Annotated in this window: 21 protein-coding genes; 14 read left to right on the top strand and 7 right to left on the bottom strand. The window is 60.8% G+C overall.

Going from position 1 to position 18189, the window contains the following annotated elements; genetic code table 11:
* Window positions 1-11: 11 nt before the first annotated feature.
* A complete protein-coding gene (locus tag OGM61_03915) occupies window positions 12-302 on the bottom strand; it encodes a hypothetical protein (GenBank protein UYI85228.1) in 291 nt (96 codons plus the stop codon).
* A 124-nt stretch (window positions 303-426) separates the two neighbouring features.
* Window positions 427-2481 carry a PBP1A family penicillin-binding protein gene (locus OGM61_03910; protein UYI85227.1) on the bottom strand — a complete coding sequence of 685 codons (2055 nt, stop codon included), beginning with the start codon at window positions 2479-2481 and terminating at the stop codon, window positions 427-429.
* Window positions 2482-2672: 191 nt separating this feature from the next.
* On the opposite strand from OGM61_03910, the gene OGM61_03905 reads away from it, so the two are divergent.
* From OGM61_03905 to OGM61_03895, 3 genes are all read left to right on the top strand, one after another.
* Window positions 2673-2996 (top strand): hypothetical protein, encoded by a 324-nt coding sequence (locus OGM61_03905; protein ID UYI85226.1) that lies wholly within the window; start codon window positions 2673-2675, stop codon window positions 2994-2996.
* Window positions 2997-3067: 71 nt separating this feature from the next.
* Window positions 3068-3370, top strand: a complete 303-nt coding sequence (locus OGM61_03900; protein UYI85225.1) for a DUF1292 domain-containing protein — start codon at window positions 3068-3070, stop codon at window positions 3368-3370.
* Between the two features lie 428 nt (window positions 3371-3798).
* Window positions 3799-4845: a beta-eliminating lyase-related protein gene (locus tag OGM61_03895; GenBank protein UYI85224.1), complete on the top strand. Its 1047-nt coding sequence runs from the start codon at window positions 3799-3801 to the stop codon at window positions 4843-4845.
* A gap of 62 nt (window positions 4846-4907) precedes the next feature.
* Here OGM61_03895 and rsmG read toward each other — a convergent pair whose 3' ends face one another.
* The 3 genes from rsmG to OGM61_03880 all read right to left on the bottom strand — a co-directional run bounded on the left by rsmG (window position 4908) and on the right by OGM61_03880 (window position 7514).
* The gene (gene rsmG, locus OGM61_03890; protein UYI85223.1) at window positions 4908-5606 is read right to left on the bottom strand and encodes a 16S rRNA (guanine(527)-N(7))-methyltransferase RsmG; all 699 of its coding nucleotides are present in this window, start codon (window positions 5604-5606) and stop codon (window positions 4908-4910) included.
* Between the two features lie 266 nt (window positions 5607-5872).
* Complete coding sequence (locus OGM61_03885; protein ID UYI85222.1) at window positions 5873-6922, bottom strand: cell wall hydrolase; 1050 nt, start codon at window positions 6920-6922, stop codon at window positions 5873-5875.
* A 349-nt stretch (window positions 6923-7271) separates the two neighbouring features.
* Window positions 7272-7514 (bottom strand): TIGR03905 family TSCPD domain-containing protein, encoded by a 243-nt coding sequence (locus tag OGM61_03880; GenBank protein UYI85221.1) that lies wholly within the window; start codon window positions 7512-7514, stop codon window positions 7272-7274.
* A gap of 110 nt (window positions 7515-7624) precedes the next feature.
* Here OGM61_03880 and OGM61_03875 point away from each other — a divergent pair, with 110 nt between their 5' ends.
* The 8 genes from OGM61_03875 (at window position 7625) to OGM61_03840 (ending at window position 13424) form a co-directional block, all read left to right on the top strand.
* On the top strand, window positions 7625-8674 hold the full coding sequence (locus tag OGM61_03875) for a stage II sporulation protein P (GenBank protein UYI85220.1): 1050 nt from the start codon (window positions 7625-7627) through the stop codon (window positions 8672-8674).
* A gap of 100 nt (window positions 8675-8774) precedes the next feature.
* Entirely contained in the window at window positions 8775-9203 is a 429-nt protein-coding gene (locus OGM61_03870; protein UYI85219.1) for a CBS domain-containing protein, read from the top strand.
* Between the two features lie 17 nt (window positions 9204-9220).
* A complete protein-coding gene (locus OGM61_03865; GenBank protein UYI85218.1) occupies window positions 9221-9622 on the top strand; it encodes a hypothetical protein in 402 nt (133 codons plus the stop codon).
* 19 nt (window positions 9623-9641) lie between these two features.
* Complete coding sequence (locus OGM61_03860) at window positions 9642-10055, top strand: transcriptional repressor (GenBank protein ID UYI85217.1); 414 nt, start codon at window positions 9642-9644, stop codon at window positions 10053-10055.
* 43 nt (window positions 10056-10098) lie between these two features.
* The gene (locus OGM61_03855; protein ID UYI85216.1) at window positions 10099-10668 is read left to right on the top strand and encodes an NADH peroxidase; all 570 of its coding nucleotides are present in this window, start codon (window positions 10099-10101) and stop codon (window positions 10666-10668) included.
* A 214-nt stretch (window positions 10669-10882) separates the two neighbouring features.
* The gene (gene dcm / locus OGM61_03850; protein ID UYI85215.1) at window positions 10883-12172 is read left to right on the top strand and encodes a DNA (cytosine-5-)-methyltransferase; all 1290 of its coding nucleotides are present in this window, start codon (window positions 10883-10885) and stop codon (window positions 12170-12172) included.
* Window positions 12169-12900, top strand: coding sequence for an NgoBV family restriction endonuclease (locus OGM61_03845; protein ID UYI85214.1), 732 nt, complete (start codon window positions 12169-12171; stop codon window positions 12898-12900). Before dcm ends, OGM61_03845 begins: the two co-directional genes overlap by 4 nt.
* A gap of 206 nt (window positions 12901-13106) precedes the next feature.
* Window positions 13107-13424, top strand: coding sequence for a TM2 domain-containing protein (locus tag OGM61_03840; protein ID UYI85213.1), 318 nt, complete (start codon window positions 13107-13109; stop codon window positions 13422-13424).
* Between the two features lie 56 nt (window positions 13425-13480).
* Here the strand turns inward: OGM61_03840 and OGM61_03835 are convergent, their stop codons facing one another.
* Window positions 13481-15184, bottom strand: coding sequence for a hypothetical protein (locus tag OGM61_03835; GenBank protein ID UYI85212.1), 1704 nt, complete (start codon window positions 15182-15184; stop codon window positions 13481-13483).
* Between the two features lie 81 nt (window positions 15185-15265).
* Entirely contained in the window at window positions 15266-16207 is a 942-nt protein-coding gene (locus tag OGM61_03830; GenBank protein UYI85211.1) for a phosphatase PAP2 family protein, read from the bottom strand.
* Window positions 16208-16345: 138 nt separating this feature from the next.
* Between OGM61_03830 and OGM61_03825 the strand changes: the two genes are divergently transcribed.
* The 3 genes from OGM61_03825 (at window position 16346) to OGM61_03815 (ending at window position 18181) form a co-directional block, all read left to right on the top strand.
* A complete protein-coding gene (locus OGM61_03825) occupies window positions 16346-16942 on the top strand; it encodes a lactate utilization protein (GenBank protein UYI85210.1) in 597 nt (198 codons plus the stop codon).
* An 11-nt stretch (window positions 16943-16953) separates the two neighbouring features.
* The gene (locus OGM61_03820) at window positions 16954-17607 is read left to right on the top strand and encodes a DUF308 domain-containing protein (protein UYI85209.1); all 654 of its coding nucleotides are present in this window, start codon (window positions 16954-16956) and stop codon (window positions 17605-17607) included.
* Window positions 17608-17734: 127 nt separating this feature from the next.
* Window positions 17735-18181, top strand: coding sequence for a MarR family transcriptional regulator (locus OGM61_03815; protein ID UYI85208.1), 447 nt, complete (start codon window positions 17735-17737; stop codon window positions 18179-18181).
* Window positions 18182-18189: the final 8 nt, after the last annotated feature.

Here is an 18189-nt window from a genome sequence, read left to right as displayed (position 1 = left end):
TCATCCTTTGCTTAGTTATTCGCAAGCGCGCGGTCCAGCCACACAGCCGCCACATCCATGGCGTTGTACAGGCCGTCCTTTTCTGTCTTTTTGACCACACGGTCGCGGGATTTCAGATCCGGGTCGGTGAGCTGAAGCTGCACGGAGACCCGCGTCGCCACGTCGAGGTCCTTGATCTTTTTCGTGTCGAGGATCTGCATCATAATGATGTACTTGTCAGCCATGCTGCCGTAATAGAGCAGGTTGTCTTTCCGGCGCAGCGGATGGCCTTTGTAGCACAGTTCGGTCGATTTTGCTGCCAATGAGATACACCTCCGATACCACTGTTTTCGAATTGTAACACATTTCAATCTTTTTGTCAACACCGCATGCCCCGCGCTGTCGTTTCGGCGCGGGGACACGCGATGGGGCAGACATTTGCGCGGCTCAGCCGGCGTCATCGGCATCGCCGCCGGTGTCCTGCGACTGGCCGGAGAAATTGCCGAAGATACCGGTCGGCGAGCCGATGGTCGGCGTCGGGAAGCTCTTGGTCGGCAGATCCTTGTGGATCGACTCCATGACGAGCTTCCAGATCTGGGCGGCGGGGTTGCCGGAGAAGTTCATATACTCGGGCATATCGTAGCCGGTCCAGACGGCGGCCACATAGTACGGCGTGAAGCCGACGAACCAGCGGTCGCAGTTGTTCGTGGTCGTACCGGTCTTGCCGCCGACGGGCATGCCGGTCAGGCGGGCCTCGGTGCCGGTGCCGCTGTTGACGGCGTTGCAGAGCATGTCGGCCATGTTCCACGCGGTGTTGGCCTTGAAGGCCACGATCGTGCGCGCGGGGTTTTCGAGCACGACCTCACCGCTGGAATCCTTGACATACGAATACGTGCGGCCGTAGGTGAACACGCCGTCGTTGACGAAGGCGGAGTACGCCTGCGTCATCTCGCGGACGGTGATGCCGTTCGTGAGCTGGCCGAGGGCGAGCGGCGCGTAGTCGCAGTCGGACTCGGCAAGGCTCGTGACGCCGAGCTTGTCCTTCAAAAATTCATACGACGCGCGCGGCGTGAGCTTGTCGAGGATCTGCGCGGACACGGTGTTGAGCGAGCGCTGCAGCGCCTCGCGGATGGTGATGACGCCGTAGTTGCCGCCGCCGGAGTTTTTCGGATACCAGCTCGTGCCGGAGAGCTTGATGTCCGGCGAATCGTTGACCTGCGTGTACTGCGTGATGAGGCCGAGCTCCATGGCCGGGCCGTAGGTCGCGATCGGCTTGATGGACGATCCGGGCGGGCGCTTGGACTGCGTGGCCCGGTTCGTGCCGAAGTTGATGGTCTTTTTGTCCGTGCCGCCGGACAGGCCCTTGATCTCGCCGGTGTAGGGGTCCATGATGACGATGGCGGACTCGAACTGCTGGCCGGAGGCCGACGGGCGCTGCGGCATCTTGTCGAGGTCGGTATAAACGTCGTCGATCGCCTGCTGGATGCTGGGATCGTAGCAGGAATAGACCTGATAGCCGCCGGAATAGAGCAGCGTGCGCGCCGTGTCGCGGCTGACGCCCTTCTGCTCGACGAGGTCGTTGAGCACGTCGTTGATGACGGCCTCGGCGTAGTAGCTGTAGATGGTCTGGGTGGCATCGTCGGACTCGCTGCGCACGAACACGAGCTCCTGCGCCACGGCCTCATCGTACTGCTCCTTGTTGATGTAGCCCTGTTCGTACATCTGCTTGAGGATGGTCTCCTGCCGGGCCTTATTGTTCTCGCGGCTGATGAAGGGGTCGTATTTTGAGGGGTTATTCGTGATGCCGATGATGCTCGCGCACTCGGCGAGCGTGAGATCCTTCGGTTCTTTGCCGAAGTAGGTCTCGGCGGCGGTATAGACGCCGTTGCACCCCTCGCCGAAGTAGACGATGTTCAGGTACCACTCCATGATCTCTTCCTTATCATAGGACTTCTCAAATTCGAGCGCCTGGAAGATCTCGAGCAGCTTGCGCTGCACGGTGATATCGTCCTGCTTGGTGAGGTTTTTGATCAGCTGCTGCGTGATGGTCGAGCCGCCGAAGTCGTTTTTCATCGACAGGAACATGTTGATGAACGCGCCGGTCGTACGGTACCAGTCCACGCCCTTGTGCTTGTAAAAGCGCTTGTCCTCGATGGCGACGGCCGCGTGCTCCATGTCCTTGGGGATGTCGGCATAGTCGATCCAGACGCGGTTTTCCGTGCTCGAGAGGTTCGTGAGGTTCTGCCAGTTGCCGTCGGAATCCTCATACAAAATCGAGCTTGAGAGCGAGACCGTGAAGTCCGAGAGCTGCACGTCGAGATCCGTGGACAGGCAGTTTTTCACATAGTACGCGAAGATGCACAAAAACAGCAGCCCCGTGACGAGCACGATCAGCAGGATCGTGCCGAGCACGCGCAGCACAGCGCCCGCGACGCTCACGGTCGCATCCGCGGCCTGGGCCGCGCGCGGGGCGGATGATGATGGTTTCGGTCGTTTTGCCATAGGCAGTGACGCACCTCCCTGATAATACACATTATCGGGTCAAAAACCCGGTCGATATTCAGCGCATAAAAACGGTTAAATGATATTATAGCACACTCTGTCAACTGGGGATAGTCTTTCGCGCGTTTTTGTCCGGCGGGTATGAAATGCGCGCACGTTGGACAAACTTTCCGGTGAAAGGAGCGAGGCATATGAAACGAACGCTGGCACTAACGGTCGTGACGGCGCTGTGCGCCGTGTCGCCGTTCGTCGCGGGGGCGGCGATGTCCTCCCTGCAGCAGCCGGGCGCGGACGCGCCGGCCACGTCCTACGACGGCGCGCAGGCGGAATATATCCTGCGGGATTACGAGGGCTATGTGAGCGTGTTCGCCTCCGACGCCGACCGCAGGCCGCTGCAGGTGACCGGCATCGAGGTCGCCGGACTGCGCCGCGCCGACCAGGAGCTGCTGCGCGGCGGCATCACCGTCGGCAGTCAGGAGCAGCTTTTGCTGCTGCTGGAGGATCTGGGGTCGTAAAAGGACTTGATTTTACACGCCAGATGGGGTACACTGAAACCAGAAAACGATCACAACTGGAGGACACCCCGATGAGTGAAGCATTCGGCAGCGATTATCTGACGATCGAGGACGAGGACGGCAACGAGTTCGAGCTGGAAGTGCTCAACGAGTTTGAACTCGACGGTCAGGACTATCTCGCGGCGCTCCCCGCCGATATGGACGAGGACGACCCCGATTTCGGCATCATCCTGCTCAAGATCATGGAGGAAAACGGCGAGGAGCTCTTCGGCTCCATCGACGATGACGACGAGCTGGACAAGGTGTACAATTACTATATGGAAGAGATCTTCGCCGACGAGGACGAAGGATCTGACGGCGGCGCGGAGGAATAAGTTCCCGCGCGGCGCATAGCATGGGAATAAGTCCTGCTGTGTGCGTGGAGCACGACTGAGTGCTCAGAGCTCATTTAAACCCACATCTCTTATAAGGGATGCCAGAACTTCCGCTGCGGATTGCAGGCCTCCCGGCCGGCTGAAAGATGCCGGTTGGACGTTGGAAGCAGAGAAACAGCAGAGAGGCGACCCACCTGCCTTCTTGTGCAGGTTGTAACTGGGCTCACACGGCATTGGCGGGCTGGCCGGCAGCGAAAGCTGCCGGCTTTTTTCTTGCCTCTGACAAGAAAAAAGCCAGATTGCATCCGTCGCGGCGTGGCCACCGAAAAAGCCGCGCCGCATTGACAAGCCCCCGCCGCCGGGGCTATGATAAGCCTCAGCGGCACGCGCAGTGTGCCGAATCCTGTCCAAACGAAAGGTGATCCGCCATGCTCCGCTTTCAGAACGATTACTCCGAGGGTGCGCACCCGAACGTGCTGCGCGCCCTGTGCGACACCAACCTCTGCTCCACGCCGGGCTACGGGCTCGACGACGACTGCCGCCGCGCGGCTGACGCCATCCGCGCCCGCTTCGCCTGCCCGGACGCCGACGTGCACTTCCTCGTCGGCGGCACGCAGACAAACCAGCTCGCCGCGGCCGCCTTCCTGCGCCCGTGGGAGGCCATGGTCGCGGCCGACACCGGCCACATCAATGTGCACGAGACCGGCGCGATCGAGGCCACCGGCCACAAGGTGATCGCCGTGCCCGGCGCGGACGGCAAGCTCACCCCCGCCGCCATCGCCGACGTCGCCGCGCAGCACTGCGCTGCCCCCGGCGTGTATGACGAACACATGGTACTGCCGCGCATGGTGTACGTGTCCGACGCGACGGAACTCGGCACTGTCTATACCAGGGCGGAGCTGACCGCCCTGCGCGCGGCGTGCGACGCGCATGGGATGTACCTGTATCTCGACGGCGCGCGGCTGGCGCAGGCGCTCACGGCCGCGGGCAGCGACCTGCAGCCGGAGGATCTGCCGCGGCTGTGCGATGCGTTTTACATCGGCGGCACGAAAAACGGCCTGCTCTTCGGCGAGGCAATGGTCATCGTCAACGACGCGCTCAAGCCGGGCTTCCGCCGCGCGATGAAGCGCAACGGCGCCATGCTCGCCAAGGGCCGCCTGCTCGGCGTGCAGTTCGCCGCCGCGATGGCGCACGACCTCTGGCTCGAGCTGGGCCGGCACGCGGACGCGCAGGCGCAGCGCATCGCCGCCGCGCTCTCGGACCGCGGCATCGCAATGTACGTGCCCTCGCCGACGAACCAGATCTTCCCCATCCTGTCGGATGCGCAGATCGCGCGGCTGCAGGAGCAGGTCGCGTTTTACACGACCGCCCGCGTGGACGCCGCGCACCAGGCCGTGCGGTTCGTGACCTCGTGGGCCACGACGGACGCGCAGGTCGACGCGCTGCTGGCCGTGCTGGCGCAGGTGCTGGACTAAGCGCACAACATCGAAATACGGAAACACGCCCGACGCGATCTGCGTCGGGCGTGTTTTCTGCTTTACAAATGTTCCTTCTGCATCTTCGCCCAGCGGCGGGGATACTTCGGCGGTGTGGGCGCCGTCTTGCGGATGACGACGACGCTGTGCGTCACGTCCGTGCCGGGGATGGTGTAGCGCGTCGTGCGCTCATACGTGCCGCCGAGCTTGCGGATGGCGCTGCGCGCCTCGTCGAGCTCCTCGGCGCAGTCCGGCCCTTTCATGGCGAGAAACACCCCGCCCGTGCGCACAAACGGCAGGCACAGCTCGCACAGCAGGTACAGCCGCGCGACCGCGCGCGAGACCGCCGCGTCGAACTGCCCGCGCAGCTCCGGCGCCTCCTCGGCGCGCGTATGCAGGCACGTCACGTCCGTGAGGCCAGTCGCGGCGCAGACGTCGCCGAGAAAGCGCACGCGCTTATCCAGACTGTCGAGCAGCGTGAGCGAAATGTCCGGCTGCGCAATCTTCAGCGGCAGGCCGGGAAAGCCCGCGCCCGTGCCGACGTCGATGACCGACTTGCCGGCAAGCGGCTCGACCGTCAGCAGGGCAGCCGAATCGAGAAAGTGCAGCTGCGCCACGTCGGTCTCGCCGTGGATGGCCGTCAGGTTCATGACCTTGCTGCGCTCGTCGAGCAGCGTGTAATATGTCTGAAAACGGGCCAGCGCCGCCGCGTCGAGCGGCAGACCCAGCGCGGCAAACCCCGCGCGCAGAAGTTCGTCCATGCTTGCCTCCAAAAATGATCGGTTGCCGCCATCTTATCACATTCTCCCCCGCGCGTCCAGTCCCGGGCGGGTGCGGGTGAGCAGGCACGCCGGGTAAAGCAGACCTCTTCCGCCGCATCCGCTTCGCTGCGCTCAGCACCTTCTCGGTAGGGAGAAGGCTTGGCACCGGTCGAGCATGCACGGTAACGGGATCGCCATGGCGCGTAACGGCACAAAAGCCGCCCGCACGGGTCTCCGTGCGGGCGGCTGTGCTGTCTGTGCAGCTATTATGCGTAAAAGACGTGGTCGCCGATCGTGGCCGTGTAGGTCAGGCGGCTGTTGAACCACGAGGCGTTGCAGGCCGAGGGATTGATGAAATACAGGCTCTCGCCCACCGGGTCGTAGCCCTCAAAAGCGAGCTTCGCCGCGAGCTCGGCATCCTCGTCCGGCGTGAGGCTGATGCGCCCGTCGGCCGTGGGCGAAAACTGCGCCACACCGCCGCGCCGGTCGAACACGACCTCCTTGACGCTGTTGGGGAAGCGCTCGTCCGCCACGCGGTTGAGCACGACGTTGCCGACCGCGATCTGCCCGTCCATGGGCTGGTTGCCGGCCTCGGCATTGATGATGTGGCTGAGCCAGTAGACATCACGCGCGCCGTAATAGCTCTCGCCGCTCTCGAGCAGCGCCTGCTCGGAGGCATCGACGCGCAGACTGGTATGGTCCTCGCTGAGCACGGCCGTGACGCCGAAGATCTTCTCCAGATCCGCCAGCGGCAGCACCACTTCCCCGTCGAGGGCATACACGCCGTCGGGCGCGTAGAAGCAGCGGCCGTTGGCCGTGTAGTACGTCTCGCCGTAGGTCGCCGCGATGTCCGCGCCATCGACCGTGACGGTCTCGGTGTCGCCGTCCGTGACCGTGTCGCTCTCGAGGCCGAGCATCTCGGCGAACGCATCCGCCGGGAGCCAGACCGCATCGTCGAGCACGTAGCAGTAGCCGCCGAAGCGGTCGTCCACATACACGGGCGTGTAGTCGCAGGTGACGGTCTCGGTGTAGTCGCCGGCGTCCATGCCGACGGCGACCGTGCGCACGACCGGCGAGGTCGCCTGCGCGGCTGCCTGCACCGCGAGCTTCTCGTCGTGCTCGGGCGCGGCCAGGGACACATCCCCGCTCACGACCGTCTTTGCCGCCGGCGCGCTGCCGTCCGGCCCGGCGGCCAGCGCCGAGCTTTCACCGGCGAGCCAGAAAAATCCGCACAATAAGCCGCAAAGCAGGCAGACGACGCACATCAGCGACAGGCCCGACTTCACGGACAGGCCCGCTTTTTTCGTTCGATTCATGACGTGCAGCCTCCTTTGCTGATTCATCACAGGGCGCAAACATTTCAATCCACGCGCCCCGTTATGGATAATTATATTCATTTTTCAAACCCCACGCAATCGGCAAATTGCACAAAGCGTCTTTTTAAGTTCTGAATAATATCCACAAAAAAATGCGTAAACAACAAAATATAGCGTTATATGACACCATTATGCGCAAGAAATTGTGTTGTTTACTTTGACTAAAACCGTCAATTCGACGCAAAGTGACCAAAATAAAAAGATGCAAGTTCGCAAAAAATTCTTGCAAACTTGCATTATGTCAACTATTTTTATTATTTGAAAGAATTATGTTAATCTTTTTCCCGCCTCACAGCGCCTGACGCAGCGCCTTGGCAAGCTGATCCGGGCAGGAGGTCAGCTTGCTGCCGCAGCGCACGCCCTCCATGCGCTCGATGGCCTGCTGCACCGGCATCCCCACCAGGAGCCGCGAAATGCCCTGCAGGTTGCCGCTGCACCCCCCTTGCACCTCAACTTTGCGGATAATTCCGTTCTCCACCTCCACCCGCATCAGGCGGGAGCAAACACCCTTCGGCCGGTATGTGATCGTCATGACGACGCCTCCTTTGAAAAATTCCGGTGCTCAGTATAGCAGATACGGTGACATAATTCCACCCCCGAAACCATATATATTGTGGAGAATGCAATCGGAGGTGAGCAGATATGACGCTGCGGCAAAAACTGGCCTGCGTGGGGCTGACCGTGTTCGGCCTGCAGATCGCATCGGCTGCGGCGGGCGGCGCGCCGCTCGCGGACAGGCTGCGGCTCTGGCTCGACCCGGAGCAGCTGCTGCTGGCATCGGTGCGCATGGAGCTGGGTGCGCCGCCGGTGGACGCATCCCCCACACCGGAGGCGGCAGCGGCGCTCAGCGCGGCCACGCCCGCGCCGGCCGCGACACCCGCCCCCACCGCGGACGCCGACGCCGACGAGGACGCGCCCACCACGACGGCCGACGGGCTGCCGATCGTGGCGACGAACATCGCGGGCGGGCTGAGCATCAAAAACGAGACAGACATCGCGGTCGATGCGGCCGCGCTGCTGCAGCAGGGCCCGGCCGTCGTGCTGCCGGCAGGCGAACCGCAGATCCTCATCATGCACACGCACGCGAGCGAAGCCTTCACCCCCGCGGGGCGCGACCTCTATCCCGCGAGCGACACGTGCCGCACGGAGGACACCAATTATAATATTGTGCACGTGGGCGACGTGCTGGCCAACACGCTCGCGTCCGCCGGGCTGCAGGTGCTGCACGACCGGACGATCTACGACTACCCGAGCTACACGGGCTCGTACAACCGCTCGGGCGCGGCCGTGCAGGAGTACCTGAACCAGTACCCGAGCCTACGCATCGTCATCGACCTGCACCGCGACGCGCTGTGCTCGGACAGCGTGGTCTATAAGACCGTGGCCGAGCTGCCCGATGCCGCGTGCTCGCAGGTGATGCTGCTCGTGGGCACGAACGCCTCGGGGCTCTACCACCCGTACTGGGAGGAGAACCTGCGCCTGGCGGTGTATCTGCAGGATGCGGTGAATGCGGCGCACCCGACGCTGATGCGGCCGATCACGCTCGTCAACGAGCGCTACAACCAGCACCTCACGCGCGGGTCGCTCATCATCGAGGTCGGCAGCAGCGGCAACACGCTGCAGGAGGCCATACGCGCCGTGCGCCTGTTCGGCGAGAGCGCCGGCCCGGCGCTCGCCCGGCTCGTGCAGTGACCGGGCCCGACACGGTGCGACATATTATAATAGGTATAAAACCACCCCCGGCGGGCGAGAATCTCCGCAGACGGAGCTTCCGGCCAAAGGGGGTGTTTTCATGCAGGTCCGCAATTACATGACCGGCGCTGCCGCCGTGACGCATCCGGACGAGCCGGTCGTCGCCGCCGCTCGGCTGATGCGCATGCGCGGCATCGGCGCGCTGCCCGTGTGCGAGGACGACGGCACGCTCGCCGGGATGCTCACCGACCGCGACATCGTGGTGCGCTGTGTCTCGTCCGGGGACGACCCGGGCGCCGTGACCGTGCGCAGCATCATGTCGCGCGACCCCGTGACGGTCGAAGCCGGCGCGGATATCCGCCGCGCGATGGAGACCATGCGCGCGGCGCAGGTGCGCCGCCTGCCCGTGACCGAGGGCGGCAAGCTCGCAGGCATCCTCTCGATCGACGACATCGCCCGCTCGGGCAGGTGGGACATGGAGTGCGCGCAGGCGCTGTGCGGCATCACGGCCAATGTCTGCAGGCGGTGAGGTGCGCGGCGCACTGCGTGTCCGACGCGCACCCTAAGCCTTCTCCTTGTGGCCTCGGCCGGGGCGTGCAAAGCCTTCTCCTTGAGGAGAAGGTGCTGAGCGCAGCGAAGCGGATGCGGTGGAAAGGTCATGGTTTCTTCAGCGCCGCCGGTCGTGCACCGCATATCCCACGACATCTCATCCGTCGCGGCGTGGCCGCCGCGGCACCGGTCATGTGCTCTCCCTGCGCATATGCGCAAATTTTTCTCCTCCCTTCCGGCCGCGCGGCCACCGCGCGGCCGATCATTTTGCGCACAAATGCCAAAACCGGGCGCGGGAAATGCAGCAGAATGCACAATCTTGAGAATCATTCGCAAAAAGGGCTTTACAAATGCGGTTTCCTGTGGTATCTTCATATCAGTAATAATTCTTGTTACTGATTTTCAAGGAGGTGCTTCGATGCCCACACGCAAAAACAGCAAAAAGCGGCAGGTCATCCTCGAAGCCCTCGCAGCGACGACCGCCCACCCCACCGCGCAGGAGCTCTACCAGCAGCTCAAGCCGGACTATCCCGACCTGAGCCTCGGCACGGTGTACCGGAACCTGAGCCTCTTCGCCGAAGAGGGCGACGCGATGAGCGTCGGCGTGTTCCGCGGGCAGGAGCGGTTCGACGCCCGCACGAACCCCCACGCGCACCTGCACTGTGTGCAGTGCGGCCGGGTCATCGACGTGCCGCTGCCCGGCGAGCCGGAGGCGCAGCTGTGTGCCCTCGCCCAGGGCGTGACGGACGCGCAGGTGCTCGGGTGCAGCATCACGTTCACGGGGCTGTGCAAAACTTGTCAGCAAGCGGACAAGGGATCCGCTTCCGAATAAAACAACCAACGATCGAAATCAAAACATCAGGAGGAATTTGACTATGAAAAAATGGGTTTGCAGTGTCTGTGGTTACGTTTACGAAGGCGAGCAGCCGCCGGTCGAGTGCCCGGTGTGCCATGTTGACGGCTCCAAGTTCATCGAGCAGAAGGCTGAGAAGTCCTGGGCTGCCGAGCACGTCGTCGGCGTGGGCAAGGCGTTCGGCGCGGACGTTCCGGCCGACGTGCAGAAGGAGATCATCGACGGCCTGAGAGCCAACTTCGAGGGCGAGTGCTCCGAGGTCGGTATGTATCTGGCCATGGCGCGCGTGGCGCACCGCGAGGGCTACCCGGAGATCGGCCTGTACTGGGAGAAGGCCGCCCACGAGGAAGCCGAGCACGCCGCGAAGTTCGCCGAGCTCCTCGGCGAGGTCATCACCGACAGCACGAAGAAGAACCTCGAGATGCGCGTCGACGCCGAGAACGGCGCGACCGACGGCAAGTTCCAGCTCGCGAAGCTGGCCAAGCAGTACAATCTCGACGCGATCCATGACACCGTGCACGAGATGGCCCGCGACGAAGCCCGCCACGGCAAGGCCTTCGAGGGTCTGCTCAAGCGCTACTTCGGCGAGTAAGAAACCTTGCATTTGTAAATTTAAGAGTGGTCCGGCTTCTGCCGGACCACTCTTTTCAATATTTGACAATCTCGTTTCGCTTATTCTTATAGCAAAAACAGAATGAAACAATTTGCGCTTTCCGCTATGCCGTTTTTCGTTCTGACTGCTTGAAAAAGCGGTCGTTTTATGGCAAAATATATTGTCAATCATTATCTTCAGGAGGAAGATAGCAATGCATACGATTAAATTCATTGACCTTTTTGCTGGCATTGGCGGTATCAGAAAGGGTTTTGAACTCGCCTGTGCAGAAAAAGGGTACAAATCGGAATGTGTATTCACTTCCGAGATAAAACCGTATGCTGTAGATGTTCTGGCGCAAAACCATCCATCTGAAACCATTACCGGAGATATCACAAAGGTGGGTGCAAAAGATATTCCCGCTTTCGATTTCCTTCTCGCCGGCTTTCCTTGTCAGGCATTCTCCGCCGCCGGGAAAAGGCTTGGATTTCAAGATACCAGAGGGACGCTCTTCTTTGATGTTGAGCGAATTCTGGCAGAAAAAAGCCCATACGGTTTTGTTTTAGAAAATGTAGAAGGGCTTGTAAATCACGATCGAGAGAACCCCCACGACAAGATAGGTAAAACGCTGAAAACGATTCTTGAGCATCTGGACGCACTAGGCTATCACGTTTCGTGGAAAGTCCTCAATGCAAAAGAATTTGGTGTTCCGCAAGACCGCAAGAGAATTTACATCGTAGGAACAAAAAAGTCCGCTCCTGCATTGAGTAAATTCAAGCCGGTACATTCCACACTGTCCGATGTTCTTGAAAACGGTTTGCCCACATCCGAGAGCAAATTTGTCAAACTGCTGCTATCTCATTACACCGTGAATGAACTGTACGGCAAGGCAATCAAGGATAAAAGAGGCGGAGAAAACAATATTCATAGCTGGGATATTGATTATAAAGGAGTTACCACTCAGCAAGAAAAAGACCTTCTTAACCGCATGCTGAAGGAACGGAGAAAGAAAAAGTGGGCGGAAGAATTCGGCATCGACTGGATGGACGGTATGCCGTTGACAATCGATCAAATTAGAACGTTTTATGATGTTCCGGAACTTGAAGAAATGCTTGAACACCTTGTAAAACTAAAATATATTCGTAAAGAGCATCCAAAAAAGAAGGTGGGCAACAGACGAGAGCAGGACACTTCTTTGCCCCTTGGCTATAACATTGTCGCTGGAAAAATGTCCTTTGAAGTTTCAAAAGTGCTTGACCCGCACGGCATTGCACCGACACTTGTTGCAATGGATATGCAGCACTTGTTTGTACCTGACGGAGACGGAATTAGACAGTTGACGCTCCGAGAGGGGTTGAGACTGTTTGGCTATCCGGATGATTATAAATTCGATACAACCATCGAAAATGGTTATGATCTTTTGGGAAATACTGTTGTTGTTCCAGTTATTAAGGCAGTTGCAGGTCGCGTTCTTGATATATACGAGGAGGACTACGGGAAATGAGATTATCTGCGCAACAAGTATATGACAAGCTGATAAACGATGACCGCATTCTTGAAATCGAAGGGAGAATCACCTTCGATTTTGGGGATGTCAATATCACTGTAAAGCAAAAAGATGTTGTAGGCAACATTATTCAAGAATGGGTACAAGGCTGGTTAGATAAGAACCATATTGAATACGCGCCAAGTGAAAACACTCAGATGCCACCTGACTTCTTTCTCAACCCAGACGATTTAACACAGAACCTTCTGGAAGTTAAGGCATTCAACCGCTCTGCAAGTCCGGGATTTGATATTGCTGATTTCAGAGCATACCAAAAGGAGATTGTCGAACATCCTTATATGCTTCACGCCGATTATCTTATTTTCGGCTATGATATGGATGAAAATGGTATTGTAACCATCAAAGATGTATGGCTGAAAAAGGTTTGGGAAATTACAAGACGAATGGAAAACTGGCCTCTCAACCTGCAAGTGAAAAACAATGTCGTTCACAAAATTCGCCCCGGAACTTGGTATAGTGCCAATCCGAGAGATTTTGTAATGTTCCGTAGTCTGGAAGATTTTCTGTCCGCTGTTGAGCAGACTGTATGGCAGAATCCTGACACCCGCATCCATTCTGCAAGCTGGAAAAGAGAATTTCTCGCAAGTTACGAGACCTTTTACGGAAAGAAATTAACCATCCCCCGTTGGGACGATATTGCCGATACATATAAGGTCAGAAGATAAAATTTAAAATCATCCACCACCGCCCCGGGAGCAGATGCTCCCGGGGCGGTTTTTTGACCGCAGGCGGCAAATTTCGGCTGCGAGCGCTGCGCCGGAATTGACAAGCCACCGGCGGAATGCTACACTGATTTTATCACATGACAGGTATCGCCGCCATGTGACAAGTATCGCGGCCGCTGCGGCGGCAGCGAAGGAGGGGAAACACCATGAAATACTGCGCTCATTGCGGCGCGCAGCTGGTCGACGAGGCCGTCGTCTGCCCAAAGTGCGGCTGCGCCGTGGCACCGACAAAAACCGTTGACCCGAACGCCAGCCCGAAATCGCGCCTGATCGCGCTGCTGCTGTGCATCTTCGTCGGCGGACTCGGCATCCACCGGTTCTACGTCGGCAAGATCGGCACGGGCGTGCTCTGGCTGCTCACGGCCGGCTGCTTCGGTATCGGCGCGCTGGTCGACCTGATCATGATTGCCTGCGGCACGTTCACCGACAGCGACGGCAAACCAGTCACCGACTGGCAGACCTGAACGCTGCGCAAAAAAATTGCTCCCCGGCCGGATGGCCGGGGAGCTTTTTGCACATTTTACGGGTCGATCTCGATGATATAGCCGATCTTTCCGCTGTAGAACTGCGGGTAACGGCCGGCGGGATCGCCGATGCAGTCGTTATAATACCAGCCGCTGGACGTTCTCGTGATGAGCACGTAATCCTCGGCGGCGCCGTTGGTATCGTGCACGGACGGTTCGCCGGACGCCCAGTTATAGACCGGGTCAACGTTGTCCTTGACCCAGGCGAGCTCGCCGCTGTCGGTACGGTGCAGGCCGATCCAGACATAGGTCAGGCCGGACTCGTCGGCCAGCTGGGCGACGCGCGTCCACTTCTCGGCGCTGTCGATCACAACGAGGTGGCCGCCCTTGGCCTCGGCCGCCGCTTCGGCGTCGGCCCAGGAGACGTCCGCCGTGACGACTTCATATGTTGGCTCCGGCTTCGGCGTCGGGGTGGGCGTGGGCGTCTCGGTCGGGACGACGGTCTCGACGGGGACGGTCGGCGTCGGGGTGGCCTCCGCCGTGGCGGGCGTGCCGAACACGCCGAGCGAGCGCAGCAGCAGCACGGCCAGCACGGCCGCGCAGATGATGAGCACGGTCAGCAGGATGCCCGCCTTGTGCGACTGGCGCTGCTCGGCCGACGGCTGCTTTTTCGGCTTGGACGGGGCGGGACGGTAGGCCTCCGGCTTTTTCACAGGCGGCTTTTCCGGCTTCTTTTCCGACTTCGGCTTCGCCGGGGTCTCCGGCTGGACGGGCCGCTTCTCGGGGCGGAATTTATTCGGCAGCGGCTGCGGTTCGGGCTTGCGCTCGGGCTGCGGTTTCGGCTCGGTGACCGGGGCTTCCTCGGGCTTTGCTTCCGGTTCGGCAGCCGGGGTTTCCTCCGGCTTTGCTTCCGGTTCGGCAGCCGGGGTTTCCTCTGGCTTTGCTTCCGGTTCGGCAGCCGGGGTTTCCTCTGGCTTTGCTTCCGACTCGAGTTCGGCCTCCGGCTCAATGACCGGGGCTTCCTCCGCCTCGGTCTTCAGCTCAAACTTCAGCTCAGACTCAGCTTCCGCTTCGGGCTCGGCCGCGATCTCCGGCTCAGCCTCCGGCACAGGCGCGGCGGCCTCCTCGGCGAGGATGTCGAGCATCATGCGCTCGACCTCGCTGAGCTCCTGCTCGGGCTTGTTGAACATCTCCTGCGCGGTCGGCACACTGCGGCGCTGTTCGGCGTCATACTGCTCGAGCGCGGCGCACAGCTCCGCCGGCGTGGCGTAGCGGTCGTCCGGCTTGCACTGCGTGGCGCGCGCGATGATCTCCTGCAGGCCGCGCCCGGCCTTGCGCGCCGGGGGCAGCGCCTCACCGTTCATGCGGCGGCGCAGCGCGTCGGTCTGGTCCTCAGGCAGCGGCGCACGGTCGTCCGGGTAAAACGGCAGACGGCCGCCCGACACGCCCGCATACAGCAGCAGGCCGAGCGAATACACATCGGCCGAGGCGTCGAGCGTGCCGCTCCAGAACACCTCGGGCGCCATGAACTCCAGCTCCTCGGTCGTCCAGTCCTTCGTGTCCGTGCGGGCGGGCGCGCCAAGACCGACCGTGCCGTCTGCGGCGCGGCTGATGTTGTCCGGGCGGATGCCGCCGTGATATGTCCCGCGCTCCGCCAGGATGCGGCACAGCGCCTCGGCCAGCGCGGTCAGCTCCGCGCGCGAGAGCGTCTGCAGCCGATCACCGAGCAGGCAGGCAGGATCCAATGCGTGTTTGTCCATGTGATACGCACCTCTTTATGTCCGTGTTGGCATGTTTACATAACTTTATAAATAGTAACACACTTATGACGACAAGTCAATTCAATCTGACGTGCCGGGCACAGGTTTGTTCCGCCCGAGGCGGCCGAACCAGCCAAAGGTCATCGGCCAGATGCCGGCGGCAAAAATGACCATGAGCGCATAGCGGATGAGATTGGCAATATTGTGCCCGCCGCACAGCGCGAGCAGCGGCGCTTTGAGCACGGTGCGCAGGCCGATCGTGATGGCGAGGCCGAGCACGGCCTTGAGCACCTGCGCCCACCAGACGGCGCGCACGTCAAAGTGCACGTACCGCCGGTCGAGCCAGTAGGAAAACGTCATGCCCAGCACCGCGCCGAGCAGCGTGTAGGCGTTCTTGCGGCCGGAGGCAAGGTTGGCGGCGTCCACGTCCGCGGGAAACGGCCAGAGCTCGGCAAAGAGCAGATACGCAAGGCCCAGCACGGCCATGACGCCGAAAAGCCAGTAAAGCCGGTTCGGGTGGCTGTCAATGTCCCGAAAGAGCGGGTAGAGCGCAAACACCAGCACAAGCCCGAGGCCGAACGACACGCCGACATCCAGCGGCGTGTGCACGCCGAGGTACATGCGCGAGAACGCCGTGAGCACGATCACGGCGGCGCAGACCACGCGCAGCCACGTCCGCTTCGTCCAGCGGCCGAGGCAGCCGAAGGAGGCGAAGACATTCTGCGTGTGCCCGCTCGGGAACGAGTAGCCGGTGGCCTCGGCCCGGGCGCTCTCGACGATCTGGAAATTCGGGTTTTTCACCCACGGGCGCGGGATGCGGAACACCAGCTTGAGAAGCTGGTTGACGATCGTGCCGACGAAGCCGACCGTGAGCATATAGTACCCGCAGGACTTGCTCACGCACCAGAACACGATGATGGCGACGGCCATGAACACGATCTCGCCGCCGCAGTTGGTGAGCGCGCCGAGCACCGTGTCCAAAAACGGTGTGCGCAGCTTGGCCAGTGCATAAAGTAACTGCATGAAACGTTTCTCCCCTCTGTGTCTGTCTGCCGCCATTATAGCAAAGCGCGCCGCCGGATTCAACCGCAAAGGAAATTGACAGCGGCGAATGACAATGGTAGGATAAGGGCAGAATATATCAAAATGGAGGCATGTCCCATGGACATCGAAAAAACCATCCGTGCGCTGACCGGCCGCGGCTTCGCCGTGCAGCACTTCGCCACCGGGCGCGAGGCGGCGGACTATCTCGACGGCGCGATCGACGGCACGACCGTCGGCATCGGCGGCAGCAAGACCATCGACCAGATCGGCCTGTACGACCGGCTCACCAAGCACAACACCGTCTGGTGGCACTGGCGCACGCCGGGCTTTGACACGCTCGACCACGCGCTGACCGCGCCCGTGTACCTCAGCAGCGCCAACGCCATTACGGAAGACGGCCAGATCCTCAACATCGACGGCCGCGGCAACCGTCTTGCCGCCATGGTCTACGGCATCGGCAAGACGGTGTACATCGTCGCGGGCACGAACAAGATCTGCCCGGACTTTGACAGTGCCCTGTCGCGCGCGCGCAACACCGCCGCCGTGCAGAACATGCAGCGCTTTGACGGCGACCAGCCGTGCCACACAGCCGGCCGCTGCCTCGACTGCCGCAGCAAGAGCCGCGGCTGCAACGCGCTGCTCGTGCTCTGGGGACAGATGATGGACATGGCCAAGGTCGAGGTCGTGCTCATCGACGAGCCGCTCGGCCTGTAAGGAGGAAAGGCATGAAGGTATTCAAGCGCATCAAGTGGAGCTACGTCGTGCTCAGCGCGATGTTCCTGCTGCTCGGCATCTATCTTGTCGTGAACCCCGAGACGTCGCTGGTCATGATCTGCCGCATTCTCGGCGCGGCTATGGCCGTGTTCGGCGTGATGAAGATCGTGCTCTATTTCATCCGCGAGGTCGAGGGTGTGGCCATCCGGTTCGACTTTGCAGTCGGCCTGTTCTGCATCATCCTCGGCGCGCTCATGCTCTGGCGCGCGCCGGCGCTGACGGACATCCTCTCGGTCATGATCGGCCTGCTCGTGCTCGTCGACAGCGTCTTTAAGCTGCAGGTCGCCGTCGATTCGCGGCGCATGGGCGCGCACTCGTGGTGGGTCACGCTCGTGTGCACGGTCGTGTGCCTGGTGCTGGGCATCCTGCTGGTGTTCAACCCCTTTGACGGCAAGCAGGTGCTCACGATCATGATGGGCGTGTCGCTCATCGTCGACGGCGTGCAGAACCTGTGCACCGTCGTGTATGCCGCCATCTTTGTCAAGGACGTGAAGGCCGCCGTGCACGACTTCGTGGACGACGCCACCGCCGTCGAGACGACGGGCGAGGTCCTCGGCGAGGACGCACCCCAGTCCAAGCCCGACGAAGGGCCGAAAGCGCCGTGAGGCGTTAAATTCTGCTTAATTTTACCGGACGCGGGAATTTCTCCGCGTCCGGCTCTTTACTTTTTTGCCACTTTGGTGTAAAAAAGAAAATATCTTGCGAATCGAAGAAGTAAGGGGGGAGCTTCCGATGCTGGAGCAGAATTTTCAGAGTGTGTACGAGAAGTTTAAGCTGCAATTTTTTCGCCGCCTGTTTTCGCAGGTGCGCGAGCGCGAGGGCTCGCTGAGCGCGATGGAGGCGTTCTCCGTCGAGGTCATCCACGAGCTCGACGCGCCGACCATCGGTCAGTTTGCGGATTTTCTCGGCATCTCGCAGTCCAACGCGACCTATAAGGTCAACAATCTCATCCGCAAGGGCTACATCGTCAAGGAGAACTCCGACACCGACCGGCGCGAATACCACCTGAAGCTGTCGGACAAGTTCTACTGCTACAACGGCCTCATGCAGAGCTACATCGACACGGTGATGGCGCGCATCCACGAGCGGTTCACGCCCGAGGAACTGGCGACGTTCGAGCACGTGCTGGCCGTCATGAGCGACGAGCTGATGCCCGAGTGCGACGTGCCGAAAAAGTGACCACACGC

This window comes from Clostridiales bacterium (assembly GCA_025757645.1).
GTDB lineage: Bacteria > Bacillota > Clostridia > Oscillospirales > Oscillospiraceae > CAG-103.
Note: the sequence above shows the minus strand (reverse complement) of the source record. Positions and strands in the feature narration are given on the sequence as shown.